Source organism: Westiellopsis prolifica IICB1 (assembly GCF_004323185.1).
Classification (GTDB): domain Bacteria; phylum Cyanobacteriota; class Cyanobacteriia; order Cyanobacteriales; family Nostocaceae; genus Pelatocladus; species Pelatocladus prolificus_A.
The window spans coordinates 680,127-702,172 of the sequence record NZ_NAPS01000001.1 but is presented as its reverse complement, the minus strand read 5'-3'; the positions used below and the strand labels follow the sequence as shown (position 1 = coordinate 702,172).

Annotated in this window: 16 protein-coding genes; 1 reads left to right on the top strand and 15 read right to left on the bottom strand. The window is 37.9% G+C overall.

Annotated features, from left to right (window positions below; translation table 11 throughout):
• Positions 1-244: 244 nt before the first annotated feature.
• The 15 genes from B4U84_RS02990 to B4U84_RS02920 all read right to left on the bottom strand — a co-directional run bounded on the left by B4U84_RS02990 (position 245) and on the right by B4U84_RS02920 (position 19,855).
• Positions 245-925 (bottom strand): class I SAM-dependent methyltransferase, encoded by a 681-nt coding sequence (locus B4U84_RS02990; RefSeq protein ID WP_017311852.1) that lies wholly within the window; start codon positions 923-925, stop codon positions 245-247.
• A 211-nt stretch (positions 926-1,136) separates the two neighbouring features.
• Positions 1,137-2,477 (bottom strand): oligosaccharide flippase family protein, encoded by a 1,341-nt coding sequence (locus B4U84_RS02985; RefSeq protein WP_131115479.1) that lies wholly within the window; start codon positions 2,475-2,477, stop codon positions 1,137-1,139.
• A gap of 8 nt (positions 2,478-2,485) precedes the next feature.
• A complete protein-coding gene (locus B4U84_RS02980) occupies positions 2,486-3,775 on the bottom strand; it encodes a glycosyltransferase (RefSeq protein WP_017311850.1) in 1,290 nt (429 codons plus the stop codon).
• A gap of 168 nt (positions 3,776-3,943) precedes the next feature.
• Positions 3,944-4,975, bottom strand: coding sequence for an NAD-dependent epimerase/dehydratase family protein (locus B4U84_RS02975; RefSeq protein ID WP_131115478.1), 1,032 nt, complete (start codon positions 4,973-4,975; stop codon positions 3,944-3,946).
• 245 nt (positions 4,976-5,220) lie between these two features.
• Complete coding sequence (locus B4U84_RS02970; protein ID WP_131115476.1) at positions 5,221-6,447, bottom strand: Gfo/Idh/MocA family protein; 1,227 nt, start codon at positions 6,445-6,447, stop codon at positions 5,221-5,223.
• Positions 6,447-7,442, bottom strand: coding sequence for a glycosyltransferase family 2 protein (locus B4U84_RS02965; protein ID WP_131115474.1), 996 nt, complete (start codon positions 7,440-7,442; stop codon positions 6,447-6,449). Before B4U84_RS02965 ends, B4U84_RS02970 begins: the two co-directional genes overlap by 1 nt.
• Before the next feature lie 82 nt (positions 7,443-7,524).
• Positions 7,525-8,796 carry an O-antigen ligase family protein gene (locus B4U84_RS02960; RefSeq protein ID WP_131115472.1) on the bottom strand — a complete coding sequence of 424 codons (1,272 nt, stop codon included), beginning with the start codon at positions 8,794-8,796 and terminating at the stop codon, positions 7,525-7,527.
• Positions 8,797-8,829: 33 nt separating this feature from the next.
• Complete coding sequence (locus B4U84_RS02955; protein WP_131115470.1) at positions 8,830-10,041, bottom strand: glycosyltransferase family 2 protein; 1,212 nt, start codon at positions 10,039-10,041, stop codon at positions 8,830-8,832.
• Positions 10,042-10,087: 46 nt separating this feature from the next.
• Positions 10,088-10,645, bottom strand: coding sequence for a serine O-acetyltransferase (locus B4U84_RS02950; protein ID WP_017311844.1), 558 nt, complete (start codon positions 10,643-10,645; stop codon positions 10,088-10,090).
• Positions 10,646-10,739: 94 nt separating this feature from the next.
• A complete protein-coding gene (locus tag B4U84_RS02945) occupies positions 10,740-12,923 on the bottom strand; it encodes a GumC family protein (protein ID WP_131115468.1) in 2,184 nt (727 codons plus the stop codon).
• Between the two features lie 41 nt (positions 12,924-12,964).
• Entirely contained in the window at positions 12,965-14,392 is a 1,428-nt protein-coding gene (locus B4U84_RS02940) for a sugar transferase (protein ID WP_131115466.1), read from the bottom strand.
• Between the two features lie 130 nt (positions 14,393-14,522).
• Positions 14,523-15,281 carry a WecB/TagA/CpsF family glycosyltransferase gene (locus B4U84_RS02935; protein WP_131115464.1) on the bottom strand — a complete coding sequence of 253 codons (759 nt, stop codon included), beginning with the start codon at positions 15,279-15,281 and terminating at the stop codon, positions 14,523-14,525.
• Between the two features lie 82 nt (positions 15,282-15,363).
• The gene (locus B4U84_RS02930; protein WP_131115462.1) at positions 15,364-16,527 is read right to left on the bottom strand and encodes an endo-1,4-beta-xylanase; all 1,164 of its coding nucleotides are present in this window, start codon (positions 16,525-16,527) and stop codon (positions 15,364-15,366) included.
• A 1,585-nt stretch (positions 16,528-18,112) separates the two neighbouring features.
• Positions 18,113-18,724, bottom strand: a complete 612-nt coding sequence (locus B4U84_RS02925; protein ID WP_131115460.1) for a hypothetical protein — start codon at positions 18,722-18,724, stop codon at positions 18,113-18,115.
• 249 nt (positions 18,725-18,973) lie between these two features.
• Positions 18,974-19,855: a 4-hydroxybenzoate solanesyltransferase gene (locus B4U84_RS02920; protein ID WP_131115458.1), complete on the bottom strand. Its 882-nt coding sequence runs from the start codon at positions 19,853-19,855 to the stop codon at positions 18,974-18,976.
• Between the two features lie 389 nt (positions 19,856-20,244).
• On the opposite strand from B4U84_RS02920, the gene B4U84_RS02910 reads away from it, so the two are divergent.
• Positions 20,245-21,894, top strand: coding sequence for a Ppx/GppA phosphatase family protein (locus B4U84_RS02910; RefSeq protein WP_131115454.1), 1,650 nt, complete (start codon positions 20,245-20,247; stop codon positions 21,892-21,894).
• Positions 21,895-22,046 lie beyond the last annotated feature (152 nt).

The following is a 22,046-nucleotide window of genomic DNA, read 5'->3' as shown; positions in this document are numbered from 1 at the left end:
TTAATAGCGATACATATGAATCTTGTACCAGACGTAGCAATGCTACGTCTGGTACACACCTGTATTTGTATCAAGATTTTTGTGAAATGGTATAAGGCGTCTTGGCGATTTTTGCGTAAGTTCTGAGTATAAAAGACTCAATCTTAGTAAATCATGCGTAAACGATAAGATCCCCGACTTTTTGAAAAAGTCGGGGATCTGAACACTCTATCAATATACTACCTATAGATAAAAAATCCCTGACTTAGGGACATTCTCCATAGACTATCAAAGACTTAGTTAAACCAAGCAACTTTTCTTTGTAAAGTTTCGCTTCGGGGAACAGATTTACAAATTCTCTCTGACTGAGCAGCCTAATTGAAGTAACTATCTCTCTAGCCTCATGCTGAGGAGCCACTTTACCATACCATCCAAGGGAAAAATTAGTTAGTAGCCATACCCGAAGATTTAAGGGAAAAAACTGAAAGAAAGGGAAAATAAAGTGGGGTTCAATCGGAAAGAAAAGATAAGGTGTTTGAACATAATATCTTTTACCCACTCTCATTACTTCATTAGCCATTTGGCGCTGTTCATGATAACTTCCTACATGTTCAATTACAGAATTGGAAAAAACTATATCAAATTCATTGGAGTAAAAATTTACCATGTTCCTTGCATCTCCAACAACTTGCTTGATATTTGTGTATGTTGAGTTGATTGTGGGAAAGCTTAAATTTAGTAGAGTAATGTCTATGTTTTTCTTTTCTTGATCCAGCAAACCTGTGTTCTCCCAAAATTTTACTGTTCCTCCAACATCGAGTATTTTTATAGGTAAGGACAGTGATTCCAAAATAGATGTAAACAAAGAGAAACGCTGTTTTCTGAGACTATTAGCCCACGAGTCCGAATCACGATGATCATATACTTTACTTAAAATTCTTATCATTTTTATCCTCCGCATGATTTAAGTAAAAAATCTGATACAAATACAGACCCGTAGAGACGCGATATATCGCGTCTGGAACAAAATTTATATGTATCGCGATTAACGTGAAATGGTATTAGCCTTTGGCGTAACACAACGGCAATAAAGGGGGAAGAAAATCTACACCCCTTTTTGCCTCCCCTACGTGTATTTCAGAAATCAAATATGAGTCCTATAATAATGATTGAATTGGTAAACCAAATCCCCAACAACTCCTAATTGCTAGAAATAAAGCTAGTACGCCGATAAAAAATGCAGTAATTTGAATATCTTGAATAAAACAAGAAAGTTTTTCTCGCCAGAGTCCATAGAGATTAACTATGTATAAAGGCAAATCACTAAATGCAATGACAATAATTGCTCCTAAGACGCTGAAGCTTTGATAGGCTAAAGGTACACCCAAAGCTATGATTCCGAATCTAGCAAAATTGCTCTGGGCTGAATACAGGGGTTTACCAATTGCTAACAGAGCAGGACTAGTAGTGTAAAATAGCAAAGAAAACCAAATTCCACTACATAAAATAGGCATCATCCAAGTTGCAGCAGCGTATCTTCGATCATATAAAGATGAAACTACTAAATCTCCAACAGTGATTAACATTGCCAATATAATTGCAGACGCTAATAATATTAATCGCCGTTGAGGAATAATTTTTTGCCGCAAAGTAGCCCTTGGTAAGTGAGATTGTTGGGAGATTGCAGGAAAAATCACTCTAAAGCTAAGTTGTCTAATCACATCTCTAGGGATACTAGCTAGAGTATAGGCTACTGTATACACACCTAAAATTTCAAATGACAATAACTTAGCCAAAACAAGGCGGTCAGTTTGTTCAGCAGCAAACATTAATGTTGATGCAATAAACATCCACTTACTAAACGAAAGAATTTCTTTTACTGTTTTTGGCTCCCATTCAAAGTGATTAGAATATTTTGGGATTAACCAGTAGCTACTCACTAATTTATATATCCCTGAAATTACTATGGCGATACTTAAAGACCAGATATTTGGATGTAACCAAACCAAAAAAATTAAAGTTGAGTAATAACAAACTTGAAAAAGAAGTTCATAAATGGAAAGTTTACCCAGTTTCATCTGACGATGAAGAGTGTGTAAACTGGTAGAATTAAAACCTTCAATAAATGAAGTAAATACAACAATTGGAATTAACCATAGTAAACGTTGATCATTGTAAAAATTTGCAATTGGAAAAGCAAGAATTAAACCAAGAATCCAAATTACTGCACCACGAATGACTTGGAGAGTCCAAATAGTATTGAGAAAAGTAGGTTCATCGCCTCTTTTATTATTAACTATATTTTGAGCAACACCAATATCTGAGAATAATTCCAAACCCATTCTTAAGGTATTGACCAAAGCCATCAAACCAAAAAATTCTGGTTGTAGGAGACGAGTTAAAATTAAATTATTGCCAAATCGTAGAATTTGAATACTTCCAAAACCAAGAATAGTCCAGATAGCTCCACGAATGGCTAGTTTTTTGATAGATGTCATTTCTGAAACTAATTATAGATTGTTGAGTTAATATTTATTGCCTGTTTTTGTGAATTATCATGTTCTAGCAAATTCGGACGAATTGGTTCTACATGACCTTTCAAAGCACTTGTCATGAGGCGATGTAGTCGTGCAACTTCATAGTGAATGTTAAAGTCTTTTTCGACTTTAGCTCGACATGCTGTGCTAAATTTAGCTCTGATTAAATGATTGTTCAGTAATTTTTCTATGTATTCTGCTAATATATTTGCTTCACCAGGAGGAACTAAGTAGCCATTAACACCATTTTCCACTAATTCACTGATTCCTGCTATCTGAGTAGCGACTACAGGTACACCAGCTCCCATTGCTTCCATTAAGACTACTGGTATTCCTTCTGCAAAACTAGACATTACAAAAACATCTGTTTGTTGAAAATAGTCGCGTACCTCAGTTTGAGATTTATAACCAACAAAATTGACATTTTCAGTTAATTTCAACTGGAAAGTTAATTGTTGCAACTTTTGACGATCTGGACCATCACCAACGATTGTTAAGACAATATCTGGATGAGTTTGTTTTAATAAAGCTAGACTTTCAAGTAAGATTGGTAATCCTTTCGCCTCCGCCAATCGCCCCACAAATAGTAGACGTTTTCCTGATTCCTTGTGAGAAACCACATCAAATAATCCTGGATCAATACCACAATGAATAATATGCATTCGGTTCCACTTTTCAGTGGGTGCAAAAATCATCCCTTGGCTACGAGCATAGTAACTAATACAACAAACAAATAGCGATCGCTTGATTTTTTCATCTAGTCGCCATTGATACGCACGCAGAAAAATATACGGCCCATGGAGCGTAAAGCTATAAGTAAAACCACCCATTTCAGCCGCCAGCATAGCAACAGTACCACTAGCTTCAGCAATGTGGTTGTGCAAATGCTCGATTTGTCTGTTTTTAATTTGTTGAGCTACAATACCCGCTTCTAAAAAGTAGAAAAACTGATATAAACCACCCCGTAATCCTGGTTGACTGGTTGTAAATGCAAGTTTGATTGTTTTGAAATATCTCTTAGGAGAAGCTAACAATAAACTCAGGTGTGATAAAAATAAATTAATTGGGTTTGGAGGCAGAATATAGAAAGTGCGATCGCGTTCTTGTTTCTGTTCCACTCCAACTATATGTTCATCATCTGTGCGACGAGCAGAAAATGTATGTACCTCGACACCCATTTCTCGCAGGGTTGCGACTTCTCGCTGGATAAAGGTATCTGTTGCTCTGGGATATTCCCCAGTTAGATAAGCAATACGCATAGTTTAATTTAAAATTTAAAATTCAAATTCATCAAATCAACTAGTGGTCTGACAACCTTACTTTGAGGGGTAGAGTAGTAAACCGCCAAGACGCCAAGTGCGCCAAGAACAAGAAAAAAAGAGAATTTGAGAAGTTAATTCACCCGGTATACTTTGTGTGACAGACTACTAGATGGAAATAGGTGAAACTTGGATATCCAATAAATCAATATCGCTAGAACTTCGTTCTAAGGCTGTAACTAGTGAATATTTTGGTTTCCAGTGCAATACTTGCTGGGCGCGAGTGTTGCTGTAGCGTAGTGGTTTGAACCGAGCGTGCAATCTTGCTGGGATTAGAATGTGAGGTAGTTTGATCTTGCCAGTTAAAAGCGATTGGTTACACAGCCAAATTGTATGAGCCAGCAGGCGCATGAGTGTCCAGCTAATTGTAATGGTATGAGGTGAGCTTGGCATTATTTTTACTAATTGATTAGCATATACACTCTGAGTTGGCAAATCGTCATCGACGATATTTAGAGTTTTACCAATCGCTTTATCAGTTTCAGCTGCATTAACGATCGCTTCTGCACAGTTTTCTACATAAGTTAGAGGTATTTGAGCATTTCTACCAATGCGAATCCATAGGCGATCGCTCACCTTAACACCCAACAAAGCATTCCATAAATGCGATCGCCCGTAAATCATCCCAGGGCGGACAATTGTCACCTTTCCAGCATTTTTTGTCTCAAAGTCACGCACAATCTGTTCTTGCATCAGCTTAGTCTGGGTATAGATATCTCGCATTGCAGGTTGATGCTCAATGGGTGAATCTTCAGTGATAGTTGCACCAGAATCAATTCGTAAATAGTCAAATACTGAAAAGCTACTAATAGCCACCAGTCGCCACACTCCAGATGCAACCATTGCTTTCAGTAAGTTCTTTGTTGCCACAACAGTGTTAGCATACTGGGTAGCAAAATCTCCCTTTGTGGCTGCTGCTATGTGCATTACGACATCTACACCTTGCAATGCATTGATTAGGTTATCTGGTTTTTGTAGTAAATCTATGTGGACTAATTCTAATCCCGGATGATTGCACCAAGGTAGATTGGCAATACTTGTTGGTCTGACAACAGCGCGTACCTGAAACCCACGTCGCAGTGCTTCAGCAACGGTGTACTGTCCAAGAAAACCGGATGCTCCTGTTATTAGCAATTTCATATACAAAAAATGACCGTATTTTTACTGTTGTATATTTCTAGGGGTTATCTGGATCTGTCAATATGAACAGTACAGACGGCTGCATTCGCAATGTAAGTCGATACATTAACAATGTAAGCCGATACATTAACAATGTAGGTCGATACATTAACAATGTAAGTCCATACATTAACAATGTAGGTCGATACATTAACAATGTAGGTCGATACATTCGCAATGTAAGTCGATACATTCGCAATGTAAGTCTATTTTGCCCAAGGCATTGGTTCAATTGGCTCAAATGTAGTTGTTAATTTATAGGGAGAGCCTGTGTCTAAAGATTTTTGAATCGCAAGTACAATTTCATTATTGTGCAGAGAAAACTCAGCTGATAATCGACAAGGGCGATTTTCAATGATTGCAGATGCCATATCTGCTACACCTCGACAGAAATCCATTTGCTGGGCGCCTTTATACTTGAAGTGGGGAGCAGGTTTCACGAGTGAATAATTTTGCTTCCAAATACCTTCAAATCTCTTGCGGCGAATGTTGATACTGCGCCTGATGTAAACTGGCGCTCCATAATACCAACAATCATGAATGCCAAGTGTACCCGTATCACCAATAATCTTCAAAGAATGGTCATGGGGTGCAACAATACTGCAAGTTAATCTGGCAACTACACCAGATGTAAATTTTATACAGGCTACAGAAAAATCTGGAGTGTTAATATCTAAGGGTAACTCAGTTTGTTTATCTGGAATCAGACAGGATGAAAAAGCGCTGACTGACTGTGCAGGACCAAAGAAGGCAGTCAGCCATGTCACATAGTAACCTGCGTGTTCTAACGTACACCCGACTTCAAACTCATCTTTATAAGGCCAGGGAGTACCTGATGTACTCACCCATTTTTGATAAGGCATAAGGTGAACTAATCCATCATCCATTTCAGCATAAACAAGTCGAACTGTGCCAACCTGATTTTCTCGCAATGCTTTCCAAATTGTTTGAGCTGTTTCACTCAATAAACTGCATGGTGCTGAGGAAATATATAAACCCTGTCGTTGAGCTAAGTTGACTAGTTCCTCAGCTTGTGACATCTCCATTGCTAAAGGTTTCTCAGAATAAACGTGTTTACCAGCTTCTAAACAAGCTTTAGAAACAGAATAATGACTGCTGGGATTAGTTAAATTTAAGACGATATCAACTTGAGAATCATCAAGGAGTTCTTCTAAGGAACCATAAACACGAGGAATGCCATAATACGCAGCAAGTTTGTATGCGCGATCGCTAATGCGATCCATTACTCCTGATATCTGTAATTGTGGATGCAGGGAAAGTGTTTTGAGGTAATAGTCTGCTACATAGCCACAGCCAACAATAGCGATGGTTTTTTTAGATTGATCATTAACGCTTAGAGAGTTGGAATTGAGCTTTGCTTCCCCTGGTTTGATCACAAGACGAGCAGCTTTGGTTAAAGTCTTAACCAGCATTAAAATGCTCCTTTATATTCCACTATAATTGCTTGTCGATTTGATAATTTATACAAGAAAAATTGGCTTTGACCAATTAATTGCGGGATGTTACCTAAAAGACAAAATAAGGCATAGGCGATCGCGTCTTTTTTCGCAAAACATCTATTTTGTGTATACTTGTAAGCTCGATAACCAGAGAAAAGGTAAGCTAGAAGTAGTAACAAAAAACTTAAAGCGTGAGTTGGTAAAAAAGTTGCGATCGCTAATAAAGGCAAAATCAAACTCCACACCCAAATCCGTACACTTTCTTTTACCCAATGGTGTTCGGGACTGCGACCGTGTAGCCAAGCGCCTTCAGCATAACCATGACCACTGCGAACTGAACGTTTCCACCATTGACCAAAACGAATCATTTGCCCATCATGCCATGTCATGTCTGCATCGAGACGCAAAATTTTGCCGCCAGCTTGTCGCAGGCGCACACACAGTTCTGGTTCCTCGCCGGCGATTAATAACGGATTGAATCCCCCTACTTTTTTCAAGGCTGTCACTCTGATCATTGAGTCACCACCACAGGCTTTAGCCTCACCTACAGAAGTGTTCCATTCAATGTCTAACAGGCGATTATATATAGAATTTTCGGGAAATTCCTCCCGACGCCGACCACAGACCACCACAACCTCTGGATGAGTATCTAATTCACGCACTGCTGTTTCTAACCATCCCTCCACAATCCAACAGTCTCCATCTACAAACTGCACATATTCAACTTCTGGTTTAACTTGCAACAGATACTCAAATCCTGCATTTCTCGCACGAGCTGCGGTAAAGGGAATAGATAAATCGAGTTCTACAACATGAACCCCAAGCAAACCAGCCAGCGCCACACTCGTATCTGTTGACCCAGAATCAACATAGACCACAGTTGTTGCTTTACCAATTACTGATAGCAAGCACTGCTGAAGACGCTTCCCTTCATTGCGTCCAATGACAACAACTCCAATTAATTGCAAGTTATGTACCTCCTTTCTTCCTGTTAGACATCTTCAGAAATTAACTATGCGTTGCCCAAAATCCTTGTAGAGACGTGAAATTTCACGTCTCTACATTCTTTTTCACCAGAGGTCTGTTGTTTATACTTTTGTGATGTGTTATTGGTTTGGTTTTGTTAATAGTAAAAGAAATCGTCATAAATAAAACCCAATAAAGATTAGGTAAATATAATAAACAACTCTCTGTAATATTGTTGATCGCCAAAAATATCAAATATATTAAAGGCCAAATATCTTCTGGCTTTTTACTCGCATATCCTAATTTTAAAGCTCTCGCAAAAGTCATAAAATAACAAAATAAAAATAGCCCTAAACCAATTAAACCAACATCAAGTGCCGTATCAACAAAGCCATTATGACCATGAGGTGGAACCCAGCCTGTACCAATTGCTTGACTCGTTTCAAGTGCGTAATTACTTTTAGGCGCCCAAAATGCACCACGTCCATAACCTAAGAATGGTTTTTCCATGAATCGAGTTAGTGCTACATTCCAAATTATTGTCCGCCCTGTTATAGTTGGGTCTCTACCTAAACCAGTAATTATTTCTACCCAATAAGTAAAAACTAGTAAGGAAATACATCCCAAAAGTAGAATTGTAATATCTATATAAATAACGCTAACTTTTCCTCGCCAGCGAAATTTTTTATAGAATATGATAATTAACATTAATATAAAAGAAAGAACTAGAGAAGTTCTTGAAGTGGAAAAAAACATAAATATCAATGACAGAAAAAGCCCAGAAATTCTGTATATCAACAAAGTATCTTTCGCCAAAGATAAAAAAGCTAATGAGCTTAACACCATCATGCTGCCAAGATAGTTTTTATGACCATATACTCCTTTCCAAGCTCCTGGATGATCTACCCAATGTCTCCCTATACCAGGAAATACATACACAAAAAATAAGCTTAAACACATGCCTATCAAGAGAGTATAAATAAGAATTTTTATTTGTTCTTTCAAGCTAAATCGTATAGCAAAATATAAACCAAAATTGGTCATCATCAAGATATCTCTGGAGTTAAGGAAGGTATAGTCTGGAAAGTCTGACCAGAGAAATGAAAAATAAGCTATTGCTGTTAATATAAAAAGTATCTTGTTACGATTGATGATGGCGATCGCATCTTGCCAAAAGAGAAAAACTAGCAAGGTAAATATTCCCCAAAGTGAGAATCTGATGAAGGTGATCAATCCCTCAGATAGAACTATACCCATTGATTGGGTTCCAAATATCCCTGAGAAAAAGCTTAAGCCTGAAATAATCAAAACTTTTTCGCCAAACCTCAGATATTTTCCTATATTGATTTTTTTCATTTTCTATGCTTCAAAAATCTGATTACTAAATTCTTAAACTTTGTCTCTTTCGGTACGAATCCATATTTTTTCAGGTAAAAATATAAATTTTAAATAAATAGGTATTTTCCATAAAATATAAAAAGGTATAGTCAAAATTTGACGAATATGTAAATCTTGATCAGCAAATTGACTCCAAGCTAAAAGTATTGATAAAAAGAAACAAAAGCCAGAAAAAATAACTATGATAGCTGGTATCCATGCTCCGGCTAATATTCCAAAAATTAGAGAAAGTGTCATCAATACCGACCAAATGATTACTAAAAGAGATAAAGGCGGTACGCATACATCTAGAGCAGTTACTAACAAATCCAATCTTTTTTGATAGATTGCTTCCTTCAACAAAAGAGGAACATAAGTCTGCATAGTTTGTAAAAGACCGTGTTCCCAGCGAGTTTTTTGGCTTTTGGCTGCTTGTAACTGCTGTGGTAAATAGCCAGTAACTTTTGCTTCTGGACAAAATAGTGGTTTGTGTCCTGCAATGGTCAAATCCAAACCAAGTTTTAAGTCTTCGACAATATGACCACTTGCTAAATTTACTGAGCGAATGACTGACCAAGGAAAAGCCATACCTGTACCATACAACAAGCAAGGCATTCCCAAGCGGGATGCTCCCAAAGGACGAACTAAGTTTTTAAGAATAATCGAAAATTGAGAGATTTGGTCTTTTGATGAGTGAGAGTTTTTTGGTCTGAGCATTAAATAAGTAGCTTGTACTGGTCGATTGCTTTTGATCGCACACTCACTTAGTTGAGCGATCGCGTCTGGATAGACTGTACAATCAGCATCAATAATTACAACTATGTCTGGAGGTTCAGACTCAATAAAGCGTAAGCCGTAGTCTAGAGCGTATCCTTTACCTTTACAGATAGCATCTTGGCGTTCAATGACTGTAGCGCCCACACTACGAGCAATCTCAGCTGTGGCATCATGACAATTGTCAGCAATCACAATCAAACGGTCTTGTGGTTTCAACGCACAGAGCAATTTTTCCAAGGTGTCACGAATGACAACTTCTTCATTGTGTGCCGGCACTAAGACAGTAACTTTAGTATTTTGCCATTGATCTGTGCAATGGGAAGAGGCGATCGCTAACACAGCAGCAGTACACTCTATTAGGAAAAATAAGCAGACTATCAATAAGACTGACGTGCTGATTAGTAAAATAACATGAGTAGACAAAAGCAAAATCTGACTAATTGACATGACACTGAATTATGTGAAGAGGTAAAAGGGTGTGGGAAACTGACTTCTAGTTAATAATTTTTGCGGGAATACCAATTGCTGTTGCTCCTGGTGGAACATCGCAGAGAACCACAGCATTAGCACCGATTTTGGCATAATCACCAATGGTGACTTTGCCTAATATTTTTGCACCGGCTCCAACTTCAACTCCTTTACCTAATCTCGGTGCATCATAGGGACGGTCTGCATAACGACTTCCTAATGTTACTCCTTGGCAAATTTGGGAGTCATCACCAATAGAAGCATAGGCGTTGATAATAATTGTTCCTTGGTGATGAATAACGACACGACGACCAAGTTTAACTGTGTAAAGTAGTTCAATCCCGTAGTGATTGCGAATTCTGCGATATAGCATGATGTAGAGAATGCTAAAAGGCAATTGTAAGATTTTGGGTTTAATTTTCTTGCGCCAAACTCCGAAGCGGTGAACAGCAACACTGCGGAACCCAGGTAAAGTCCAATCACGTCCGTGAGCTATCCAGTCTTCTTTGATTTGTTGCCAAAGACTTAAATTTGAGTCTTCTGTTTGCTTTTGATTTGCGAGCAAGTCTAGTTGAATACTCATCATTGATGACCTATGGTAGTTTTGTCAAATTGACCAGCCAAATCGACATTACAAGTATTTAAACGAACATGACATGAAAGGGTATTCGTTCACTCTATTGGATTTTTGCTAATCTTTCTAAGTCTGCAACACTCTTGCGATCGCGAAGGCTTGAGTAATAAAAGTAACTATTTGGTTCTTGCTTGACGTTAACAGCATTAGCAATTATTCCCAAGACATTCGCCTCAGAACGTTCTAGCAGAGACTTAGCAGCACCAGCGCTAGGCGAATCTAAAACACCGGGTCGAGTTACCAGCAAAATTCCATCTGCCATTTTCCCTAAAACTGCTGCATCTGCAATACCAACAAGAGGCGGTGTGTCAAAAATAACGTAATCATAGTTTTCTGCAAAAACATCAACTAAAGAGGTCATACCCTCAGAATCAATTAAAGCTAAAGGATTCGGAGGTATAACTCCTGCGGTCAGTACTGACAAAAATTCCGTAACTTTGTGTACTGCTTCCGAAAAAACTGCCTGACCAACAAGGAGATGACTCAAACCCACTGAGTTGATTAAACTCCATAAATGATGTTGTGTTGGTTTACGCATATCTGCATCAACTAGTAAAACTCGCTTACCTGATTGAGCGATGATCGCAGCCAAATTCGCAGATACTTCTGATTTCCCTTCAGCACTCACAGAACTAGTAACGACTATTTTGCGAACTTTCCGATGGCTAATAAATTTCAGGTTTGCTTGCAACATTTGATAGGCTTCATGAACTAATGTGCGAGGTGAAGTCGTGGTAATTACTTGTGGATAAACACCATCTTCTATATCTTGCACAGCACTCACAAAATTATTCGGTTTATATTTAGGAATTAACCCCAACAAAGTGTAACCAAAAAATGTTTCAGTTTCCTTAACTGTCTTTAATGATCGATCAATCAAGTCTACAAAAAATGCAGCAGCAATACTAAGTAACACACCCGCGAAAATACTCCCACTTGCTAACAAAATTTTGGTTTTAGAGATGACTGGCTTTTTGGGAATTTGTGCAGGTTGGACAATTCTGGCATTTCCAATAGTTTGCTTTTCTGCTACTTGAATTTCCTGTAATCTGGTAACAAGATTTTCATAGCCATTTTTAGCAGATTCTAACTTACGTTCTAAACTTTGTTGCTGTTTCTCTAAACTTGGCATCATCGCCAATTGTTGCTGATAATTCACTCGAATATTAAACAAAGTTCGGAATTTTTTCTCTAATCCCTGTCGTTCTGCTTTTAACTGCACATAATTATCAACCAAGCTTTCCCTTATTTTGCCTATTTGCAATTTACTAGGAGAAACTAAGGGAATTCCTGAATATTGCTGAGTTCGTTGTTGCAGTAAAGAATTGAGAGTTGATTGTTGATTTTTTAAGTCAATAATTATTGGGTTTTTTTCAGTGTAAATTGCCCTAGCGTTTGCTAACTTGGTTTGAACTTTTTGCAACTCAGTCAAAACTTCTTGAACACCAGGTATTTGACTTAAGGAAGCAACAGTTACTGCTTGATTTTCACTAACATTTAGTTGACTGGCTATCTGTGCTTCTTGAGCAGTCACATCTGCTAATGCAGCCTTGATTTGATTCATTTCTTGATCAAGTTTGGAAATGATATCAATAGCTGCACTTGATTCCTCTGCAAGCTGAATCACTCTATTTTGGATTTTAAACTGACGTAATGCTTCAGCTGCTCTTTCTAATTCTCGACGAGAATTAGGTAGTTGTTCTTTAATAAATTCACCAGCAGCAGAGACTTGAGCGCGGTTAGTTTGAATGTTGTTCTCTACATAAGACTTCATTAATTGATTGACTATTGCTGCGGCTAATTCAGGATCATTTGAGGCGTAGGAAACTTTGAGAACGTCTGTTCCTACAATTGGTTTAACGTTGATTTTGAGTAATTCCGGGTCAATTATTTTTCCTTGCTCATCTTTTAAATCTAGAGCAGTAATAACTTCTTGCAACATTGGATGGGAATTTACAATTACGGCTTGGGTTTCTAAAGGATTACCCTCACGCATTAAGGCTTCTAGATCCCCGATTTTTTCCCCTACTTTTGTCAGCGAGGATGTACGGTCTGATTTGAAAAGTAGTATACCATCTGCTTGGTATTCAGGTTTTTGCATGAATAGAGCTAAACCTGATAATCCAATGGAAGCAATAATGATTGATGCTATCAATTGCCAACGGCGTTTGAGAACAAGTATGTACTGTTGAATTTCTGTTTCTTGTGTGTAGCTATTAGTCTCCATACAACAAGTTTCCTTGTGGTGGTTATATACATGTATCACACTTAATAAGCCCCGGATTTCTGCACTACGACCTTCACAGTTTCTAGTAAAATTTTCAAATCAAGCCAAAGTGACCAATTCTCAATGTAATTAATATCTAGTTTCACCCCATCTTCAAAGTTATCAATATCAGAACGACCAGAAACCTGCCACAATCCGGTAATACCAGGTAAAACTTCTTGACGAATAAAGTGCTTTGTTTGAAACCTTTCAACATCCCTGCTAGGAAGAGGACGAGGACCAACTAAACTCATTTCTCCTACTAATACATTAAAGAGTTGCGGCAATTCATCTAAACTGTAAAGGCGGAGAAATTTACCTACTTGGGTAATTCGAGGATCATTTTTCATTTTAAAAAGAACACCATCTTTAATTTCATTGTTCTTTTCCAGAGATGCTTGGAGTTTTTCGGCATTGTTGACCATTGTCCGAAATTTCCAAATCTTAAAACTTTTTCCATGTAATCCGACTCGATTCTGTTGGAAGAATACTGGTCCTGGAGAGTCTAATTTAATTAGTATTGCTATCGCTAAATAAATCGGAGATAACAATAATAATAGTAAGACTGAAGACACAAGATCAAAACATCTTTTTAGCCAAAAATCACTACCTGCAATAATTGGTGCTGGAATTGTCATACAAGGAACTTGACCAAGCATCCAAAAGACTGATTTGGGGTAATAAATATCAGTTTCTATGGGTAGAATTCGTAAAATAATTCCAGCAGTCTGGAAATGCCAACAAACATAGAGACGGTTTTTGATGGCGTTCCAAGAAACAAAAGCTTCTGTGATCCCCTGTTTACGAAGATACTCAAAAGTCGCTTCTCGATTTACCAAATCTAGACAGCTAGGATCAGCAATTCCTTGCACTGTGTAGCAATTTTCTTTTTCAATTAATTGAGTATGATTTTTTTGGTCTTTATGATCAGTAATAAGAAAAACTGAATGACGAATTACTCCTTGATATCGAAGTTGTTTTGTAGCCAGTTCAAAAATGAAGCGATCGCAACAAACAAAGACTACAGAACTAACCCAAAATATCAGAAAAGTAGACCGTGATATATAACTATCTGGTTCGTAAAGAAAGGCTATGCATAAAAGTAAAATGTCTGATAATGATACTGCTTGAATCAAACCAAAATAGTTACGACGTTCTTTTCCCGGTTTATAGAGTCCTTTAACTGCGATTACACTTATCCCTGTGACTAACATAAGCATCAGTAAAGATATTTGTTCCGCCAACAGGAATTCTATGCTTGTTCCATAATATGCTGCTAACATCCATGCCGTAGTCAGAGCAATAATATCCAACGAAATCAGCGTTATTACTCGCAGTATCCTAATTTTTAATCCTCTTTGGATAGTCGTACCTTTCGCTGACCTCAAATCTGGTTTAAAAGTTGTAACTGTGAGAGTATTAGTTGTCATTATTTTGATCACCAAATTGATTTTTTTACCAACATCAAGCACTTACTAAGTTTATATTCATGTTTTGGATGATTTCTTGACTATGGGTTTCTAAGTTTTTGAAAATATTAGTAAATTGAATAAAAAAGCTTTATTCAAATTTTGTCACTCCAATGCGTTGTTTTAGTACCAACCAAATAAACAGAGGATTACCCATGATATAGCGTTTCCACAGGCGTCGGGGTTCAACTAATAAGCGGAAAAACCATTCCAAGCCAAATTTTTGCATCCATAATGGCGCTCGTTGCACCATATTACTCACAAGTTCAAAACTAACTCCAATACCAATTGAAATTGGTATATTTAATGTTTTGTAATTTTCATAAATCCAGAATTCCTGCTTGGGAGAACCTAAACCTACGAAAAGAATATCTGGTTTTGCTTCTTGAATTTTAGAGTTAATAATTGCTAGTTCTTCTGGTTGTGATTCAAAACCATATGGTGGGCAGTATGTGTCAACTATTTGAAGATTAGGATATCTTTTTTCTAGAACTTCCTTTGCTTTTGTAGATGCTCCGGGTCGTCCTCCTAAGAAGAAGATTTTTAGATCTTTTTGAGATGCGATCGCACATAATTTTTCAAACAAATCTGTGCCATTGACTCGACCCTTCAGTGATGTCTGCAAAAATTTTGCTGCCCATAATAGGGAAACCCCGTCTGGTACTACTAAAAAAGCGTGACGATAATATTCACGAAAACGAGAATCGTTTTGTAGCAGTACAACATGTTGTGCATTTGGGGTGACAACATATTTTGGCTCTTTTCCTACTAGTACGTGTTCAACAATCTGTTCAACAACTTCATTAAAACAAAGTTGGTCAATTTCCACACCACAAATATTAATCTTCATGGTTCACCCTGAATTAAGATTGTCAAGTATGGTTTTTTACATACTTGAGTAGATGCAATTAGTTTCTGGAATTACAGATTGGTTATCTTTTTGGAGCGTGGTCAAACGCTCTAGCTACAGCATTCCAAGCTAGTTTGGATTTCATGTTTGAGTCCAACGGTAAGGGACGGACTGCTAATTTATCTGAACGGGGAAAAAAATTTGATACCCAAGTGTATTTATCGCTCAATCCCCAAGTTAAAACTGCGATGACTGCTCGCTCATCTAGGACAATGTTCAAATAGTCTTCATAAATTCCTGCAACAATGCGATCGCGTACAATCGGATCTGAAGTTAATTTTTGATCTATCACATCTAGTTCAGTAATCAGAATTTTCAGACCGAGACTAGCCACATCTGCAAGAAAACTTCGCAATTTTTTAGCATTAAAGTCTGGTATGTGACCCATCAAATGAGATTGCATACCCAAAGCATGAATCGGTGTTCCTCTAGATTTCAGTCGCTCTAGCAGCTTCAAAACAGCAGTTCTTTTGGCTCCATCTTGGTAAGCTTCATACTCTAACCCATAATCGTTATAGACCAGCATAGCTTTAGGATCACTAGCCGCCGCTGTCCGAAAAGCAAGTTCGATGTAATCTACACCTAAAAACTCTAGCCAAGGCGACTTTCGTAAGCTGTCAGCTCGTCCATCATCTGGTTCTATCGCCTCGTTCACTACATCCCAAGAGTGTATTCTCCCCCTATAATGTTTAGTCACTGTTTTAATATGTTCCACTAAAAAGTTTTCTGCATTTTTGCAGTTAACTACTTCTTGAAACCACACAGGTAAAGCTTGATGCCAAACTAAAGTATGTCCACGGAAAAATATATTGTGAAATTGTGCAAACTGAGCTAACCAATCTGATTTGGTAAAGTCAAATTTTTTGGGAGTAGGTCGTATATTATCCCATTTCAGCTGATAATCTGGTACCAGCATATTACACTCCCTAATAAAGCTGGTTTTCAAATCTTTGTTTGATACCAAATCATCCTGTACAGCAGCAGCCCCATACATTAATCCTTTCGCTGTGGCACGATCTTTCAAAGAAGTTTTTCCAACTACTTTGAATTCTTTGCTTGAATTATCAAGTACTTGACTGTACATGAAATTTCTATCTGTTTCAATACCAACAGCGCTTGTTCCTGCTAAAACTGATAGGCTCGCATACAAAAAATGTCGTCTACTCAATGATACTTTTTTGAGCATATATAGGCTAGCAAATGGTCTTTATGTAAAACAAGTTTTGCTTATGTTAAACATCATAATAATTAGCTGAGATAGCAAAGCTTATAGAATTGATTATTTTGTTTTTTAACTTTGCCTCTAGCTTATTAAATATGAAAAAAACAATGCTTGAGTCAATTAGACTTGAGATAGATATTATCAAAAACATTAAACTTTATCTTCAATATTTTTTGTGATTCAAACTACTCATTATTAAATAAACAATAAGCAATTTGTATTGTTAGAACTGAGATCAACAAGACCATCTAAGTTCTAATCAACTATATTAATCACATATTTATTAATTTGTATTTGCTCTAATTTTACGCAAAAATCAGCATTTTATTACTGAAGTTGCTATTTTCATTCGAGCCAATTTATTAACTCGCTCTAGATTGTGTCTTTAGAAACAAAAAGGTTTTTTTGTAGCTAGCTACACTGAGAATGCACATATATATCTATTAGACATCTGGTGAAATTAAATATGCGTTATCCAGAACCCTGGTAGAGACGTAGCAGTGCTACGTCTCTACATTCTTTTTCACGCCTATGTCTATTGATGGATGATCAAATCATGCAAAATTTACCATCACGTATCCAGGCAAACATGATATGAATTATTTTCATATCATATCCTTTTGAACACTTATCATATATGTGAACAACTGTAGGTAATGGGTAATGGGAAAAATCAGTTACCTATTACCAACAAAACCAACCATATCGTAAGTAATTAGCCGGACTTGATATCATATGTCAGCTATTTGCAACCTATATTAAAATCGCAATCGTCAAAATAAGGTAGAATTCAAAATTCATTACTGACCAGCTTTAAAAGCAAAAAATAGCATTATTTACTTGCTGCTGCAAAGTATTTTTAGCTTTCAAAGGGTTTTCTAAAAGCCATCTATGTCATGCAACAATCTTACAGTAATGTTTATATTTATTTCAAGTAGCTAATTTCTAGCATAACTCGCGATAATTTGCTTGGATTGATTATATCGTTGCATGGAATGACGAATATATCGATTCTTTTGTATTTTTCAAATAATACTTGCTAAAAACAAACAAAACTATTTTAAAGAGAGATATGGCAATCCTAGATGATTTGTCATCATCGCAAATCCCAGAACCCTCACTTATTAAAGAAGTGGGGGTTCTTGTATCTCACAAATGATTTAGGAATGTTATATTGATACATGCATCAAGTAGGAGCTTGACAATAAACATTGTACAAAAACATCAAATAAGTAATATAAGTAGTTTGCATGAATATTCTGATTTTAAAATCTCAAAAATCAAATAACATTCAAATTAACATCTATAATAATGCTAACAATAAGAGTTATCTGGTAAATTTAACCCAATACAATTCGATTAAGAATTTTTTGTCATAATTTTGGGTATGTAGAGACGCTTCAAACAGCGCGTCTCTGGTGGGTTTAATATGAATCGATTTTGATTATCCGAACCGTACACCACCAGATAACAAAAAACGAATGACAAATGACGTAGACGCGCCAGCGGTCCCCGCAGGGTATGACAAATAACAACCCTCGCCAACCACCTACCATTCTTCAGCCCAGTAGATGATCTCTGAAGCTGATACATCAATGGCGACACCATAACTATCGCCATGATTCCACTTAAAATCAGAACTACTTCTATCGTTTGCACCCAACACTAATATTTCATAGGAGTTAGGAAAGGAATCTTGTTGAGAGTTACTAGTATAAAAAAAAGTAGTAGGAACACCATTAGCTAGGTTGGCATGAATATTAGTGTTACCACCAATGTATTTGTGTTTAGCTATAGCTTCGTATTGATTATGTAAATTGTTTATCTGTTCTTGTGGAAGTTTTAAGCGAAGTTGAAAAAAATTATTGTTGTTTCCTTGTAAAATGCCACGAGAGTAACCAAGACGAACATTCGAGGCATTAGTTGGAATTTTATAGGGAAAATGTCTGACTTGGTTTTGATTTAACCAAAGTTTATGCCGTATTTCTGGGTAACGTGAAGCATCTTGTATAGTTTTAACTTGATTGTTGCTGTTAAAAGCTTGTCTAAAAACGAAACCTACCCCAACAATACCAATACTGCCAACAAAGATGAAAACAATGATGGCAATTTGTACAAGTTGTGCAGACGCATAGTGTCTTTTTGGCAAACTTCGTTTCATTGAGTTGGGTTTTCATGATGATTGTATACCCAACTTTTATCTAAAATCGTAGAATTCCGGAATAGATTCTAAGTACATTTACGCAAAATTTACAGAAAATTTATTAAAGCAGTATAAGAAAATGGGGATTGGGCATGGGGCATGGGGCATGGGGCATTGGTTATTCTTCCCACACTTCCCCCACACTCCCTTGTCTTCCTGCTCGTTGCTCCCTCTTGTCTTTTTCTGATTAAGATTGCCTTCGTGATCTTAAAAGCTACCAAAAATCATACCAGCCAGTAGGATGAAACCAATCCAAACGTTTTGTCGGAACATTTCACCATATGCTGAATTAGGTAAATTTTGTTGATTTAAGCGAACAGACTGCCAAATCCAACCAGCAGTAGCAGCGACAAGACTAAACCAAAAAGCTAGGTGAAGATGAATAGCTATTCCTAACCAAGCAAGACAAAATATAGTACCAGTAAAGAAAACTATAATGGCGATCGCAGCATAATCACCAAAAAATAAAGCACTGGAATTTACACCAATACGTTTGTCGTCAGAGCGATCGCTCATAGCATAAACAGTATCAAATCCCAGCGTCCAAAGTACAGTCGCGCCCCAAAGTAGCCAAGTCGGTTGGGAAAGATTTTGTGTAACTGCACTCCAGCTAATCAACACCGCAAAACCCCAAGCAATTGATAACACCAATTGGGGAACAGGAAATACTCGTTTTGCGGCTGGATACAGCAAAATCACTGGCACTGCTGCCACAGACAACCAAAAAGAGATGGGGTTAAGATAGAAAGCAACAACCGCAGCACATCCTAAAGCCACGATCGCAATCACAATACCAACTTTTACAGAAAGCGCCCGCGATGCAAGGGGGCGATCGCGCGTTCTTTCCACTTCTGGATCTATATCTCTATCCCACAAATCATTGACAACACAGCCAGCAGCGCTTGTAGCAAGCGTTCCTAAAATGATTACGCCCACCAATGGTAGAGGCGGCTTTCCAGACGCTGCTAAAAATACAGCCCATAAGGCAGGTATCATCAAAATTAAACGTCCTTCCGGTTTGTGCCACCGTAATAATCGGATAATCACAAGCCAAGTAGGTTCCTGATTATGTTCTGGCGTACTGAGCATAGGGGACAGGGGAAAGGGGACAGGGGATTGGGGACAGGGGATTGGGGACAGGGGATTGGAAGGGAGATAAGGGAGAGATTTTTGATAGATTCTGCGGATCTCCCGATCCCCGATCCCTTATCCCCGATCCCTTATCCCCGATCCTTAATTCACACATCTTCACATATATAGAATAACTTTATTTGATATTTATATAAGCAACAGCTAAAGTGGCAACTTTGACTCAAAAGAAATAGTCACTTTGCTTGACCTCACAGAGAGAGTCAAAAACTCAGGCATAGTCAAAAACAGAGTCAATTTGATTATCTACTTTGTGAACAAACAAACTTTGTTATCGTCCGCAAGTCAGCTTTTGCCTTCTTTTACTTCATTTACAGAGAGAACAATAAATGGTCAATTTGGTTTCTGCTAGCTGGGGGAGTACGCCAACTCAAACAGACAAGCAACAGCGAATCATCGCAGCGATTGATTTGGGAACCAATTCTCTGCACATGGTAATTGTGCGGATTGAAACAACACTACCAGCATTCAGCATTATTGGTAGAGAAAAGGAAACTGTGAGATTGGGCGATCGCGATCTCGTCACAGGATGCTTAAAAGCAGAAGTGATCGAAAGAGCGATCGCTTGCTTGCGACGTTTCCAAGAAGTTGCTAAAACTCTCAACGTCGAAACAATCATTGCTGTCGCTACTAGTGCTGTCCGAGAAGCACCCAATGGTAAAGAGTTTATACATCAGGTAGAAGTTGAGTTGGGTTTGAGCATTGATTTGATATCTGGTCCCGAAGAAGCACGCCGGATTTATCTGGGTGTACTGTCGGGGATGGAATTTAATAACCAACCCCACATGATAGTTGATATTGGTGGTGGTTCCACAGAACTCATTTTGGGTGACACTCACCAAGCACGAACTCTCACCAGTACCAAAATAGGCGCAGTTCGCCTGACAAATGAATTAATTAACAGCGATCCTATTAGTAATGCTGAGTTTCAGTACCTACAAGCCTATGCACGGGGAATGTTAGAACGTTCTGTAGAAGAAGTACTGGCAAATCTAGAATATGGTGAACAACCCCGCTTAGTAGGAACATCCGGTTCGATTGAAACTCTGGCGATGATCAACGCCCGTGACAAATTAGGTTTTGTTCCCTCTACCCTCAATGGTTATCAGTTTAGCCTCAAAGACTTGCGGGAGTGGGTAAATCGTTTGCGGAAAATGACTAACCTCGAACGAGCGACTATTCCTGGAATGCCAGAGAAACGGTCAGAAGTGATACTGGCTGGGGCAGTAATATTACAGGAAGCAATGAATTTGTTAGGGTTAGAGACAATCGCAGTTTGTGAACGCGCCCTCCGTGAAGGCGTGATTGTAGACTGGATGCTCACCCACGGCTTAATTGAAGACCGCCTACGCTACCAAAGTTCGGTGCGCCAGCGCAGTGTGCTTAAAACTGCTAAGAAGTACCATGTCAACTTAGAACATAGCGATCGCGTTGCAGTCTTTGCCCTAAGTATCTTTGATCAAACTCAAGGCATACTCCACAATTGGGAAAGTGAACAAAGACAATTATTGTGGGCTGCGGCAATACTTCACAATTGTGGTCATTTTGTCAACCATGACTCTCATCACAAACATTCATACTACTTAATTCGTAACGGCGACTTGCTCGGTTACAGCGAAACCGAGATGGAAATTATCGCCAATATAGCCCGTTATCATCGCAAATCCCCACCCAAGAAAAAACATGAGAATTTTCGCAATTTGCTACACAAAGAACACCGACAAATCGTGAGTCATTTGAGTGCAATTCTACGATTAGCAGTTGCACTAGATCGGCGACAAATCGGAGCAATCCAGGAATTGCAATGTGAATTTATTCCAAATACACGAGAATTGAAAATGCGAGTTTTCCCATCTCGTCCTGATGATCAATGCTCTTTAGAACTCTGGAATTTGGATTATAAAAAAGGAGTATTTGAGTCAGAATTTGATGTGAAATTAGTAGCAAATTTGGAAAAATCTGCTGTGATAGTTCAGTAAACAAGTAAAGACGCATAATTTGTATTTCGCTGACGAGTGTTTGATACTCACGACGAGTGTTTGATACTCACGACGAGTGTTTGATACTCGGCGATGAGTGTTTGATACTCGAGTACGAGTGTTTGATACTCACGACGAATGTTTGATACTCG

Excerpts from the sequence above, each read along its gene's own strand:
- B4U84_RS02990 (WP_017311852.1), bottom strand. The coding sequence starts at position 925 with ATGATAAGAATTTTAAGTAAAGTATATGATCATCGTGATTCGGACTCG.
- B4U84_RS02985 (WP_131115479.1), bottom strand. The coding sequence starts at position 2,477 with ATGACATCTATCAAAAAACTAGCCATTCGTGGAGCTATCTGGACTATT.
- B4U84_RS02980 (WP_017311850.1), bottom strand. The coding sequence starts at position 3,775 with ATGCGTATTGCTTATCTAACTGGGGAATATCCCAGAGCAACAGATACC.
- B4U84_RS02975 (WP_131115478.1), bottom strand. The coding sequence starts at position 4,975 with ATGAAATTGCTAATAACAGGAGCATCCGGTTTTCTTGGACAGTACACC.
- B4U84_RS02970 (WP_131115476.1), bottom strand. The coding sequence starts at position 6,447 with ATGCTGGTTAAGACTTTAACCAAAGCTGCTCGTCTTGTGATCAAACCA.
- B4U84_RS02960 (WP_131115472.1), bottom strand. The coding sequence starts at position 8,796 with ATGAAAAAAATCAATATAGGAAAATATCTGAGGTTTGGCGAAAAAGTT.
- B4U84_RS02955 (WP_131115470.1), bottom strand. The coding sequence starts at position 10,041 with ATGTCAATTAGTCAGATTTTGCTTTTGTCTACTCATGTTATTTTACTA.
- B4U84_RS02950 (WP_017311844.1), bottom strand. The coding sequence starts at position 10,645 with ATGAGTATTCAACTAGACTTGCTCGCAAATCAAAAGCAAACAGAAGAC.
- B4U84_RS02945 (WP_131115468.1), bottom strand. The coding sequence starts at position 12,923 with ATGGAGACTAATAGCTACACACAAGAAACAGAAATTCAACAGTACATA.
- B4U84_RS02940 (WP_131115466.1), bottom strand. The coding sequence starts at position 14,392 with ATGACAACTAATACTCTCACAGTTACAACTTTTAAACCAGATTTGAGG.
- B4U84_RS02935 (WP_131115464.1), bottom strand. The coding sequence starts at position 15,281 with ATGAAGATTAATATTTGTGGTGTGGAAATTGACCAACTTTGTTTTAAT.
- B4U84_RS02930 (WP_131115462.1), bottom strand. The coding sequence starts at position 16,527 with ATGCTCAAAAAAGTATCATTGAGTAGACGACATTTTTTGTATGCGAGC.
- B4U84_RS02925 (WP_131115460.1), bottom strand. The coding sequence starts at position 18,724 with ATGAAACGAAGTTTGCCAAAAAGACACTATGCGTCTGCACAACTTGTA.
- B4U84_RS02920 (WP_131115458.1), bottom strand. The coding sequence starts at position 19,855 with ATGCTCAGTACGCCAGAACATAATCAGGAACCTACTTGGCTTGTGATT.
- B4U84_RS02910 (WP_131115454.1), top strand. The coding sequence starts at position 20,245 with ATGGTCAATTTGGTTTCTGCTAGCTGGGGGAGTACGCCAACTCAAACA.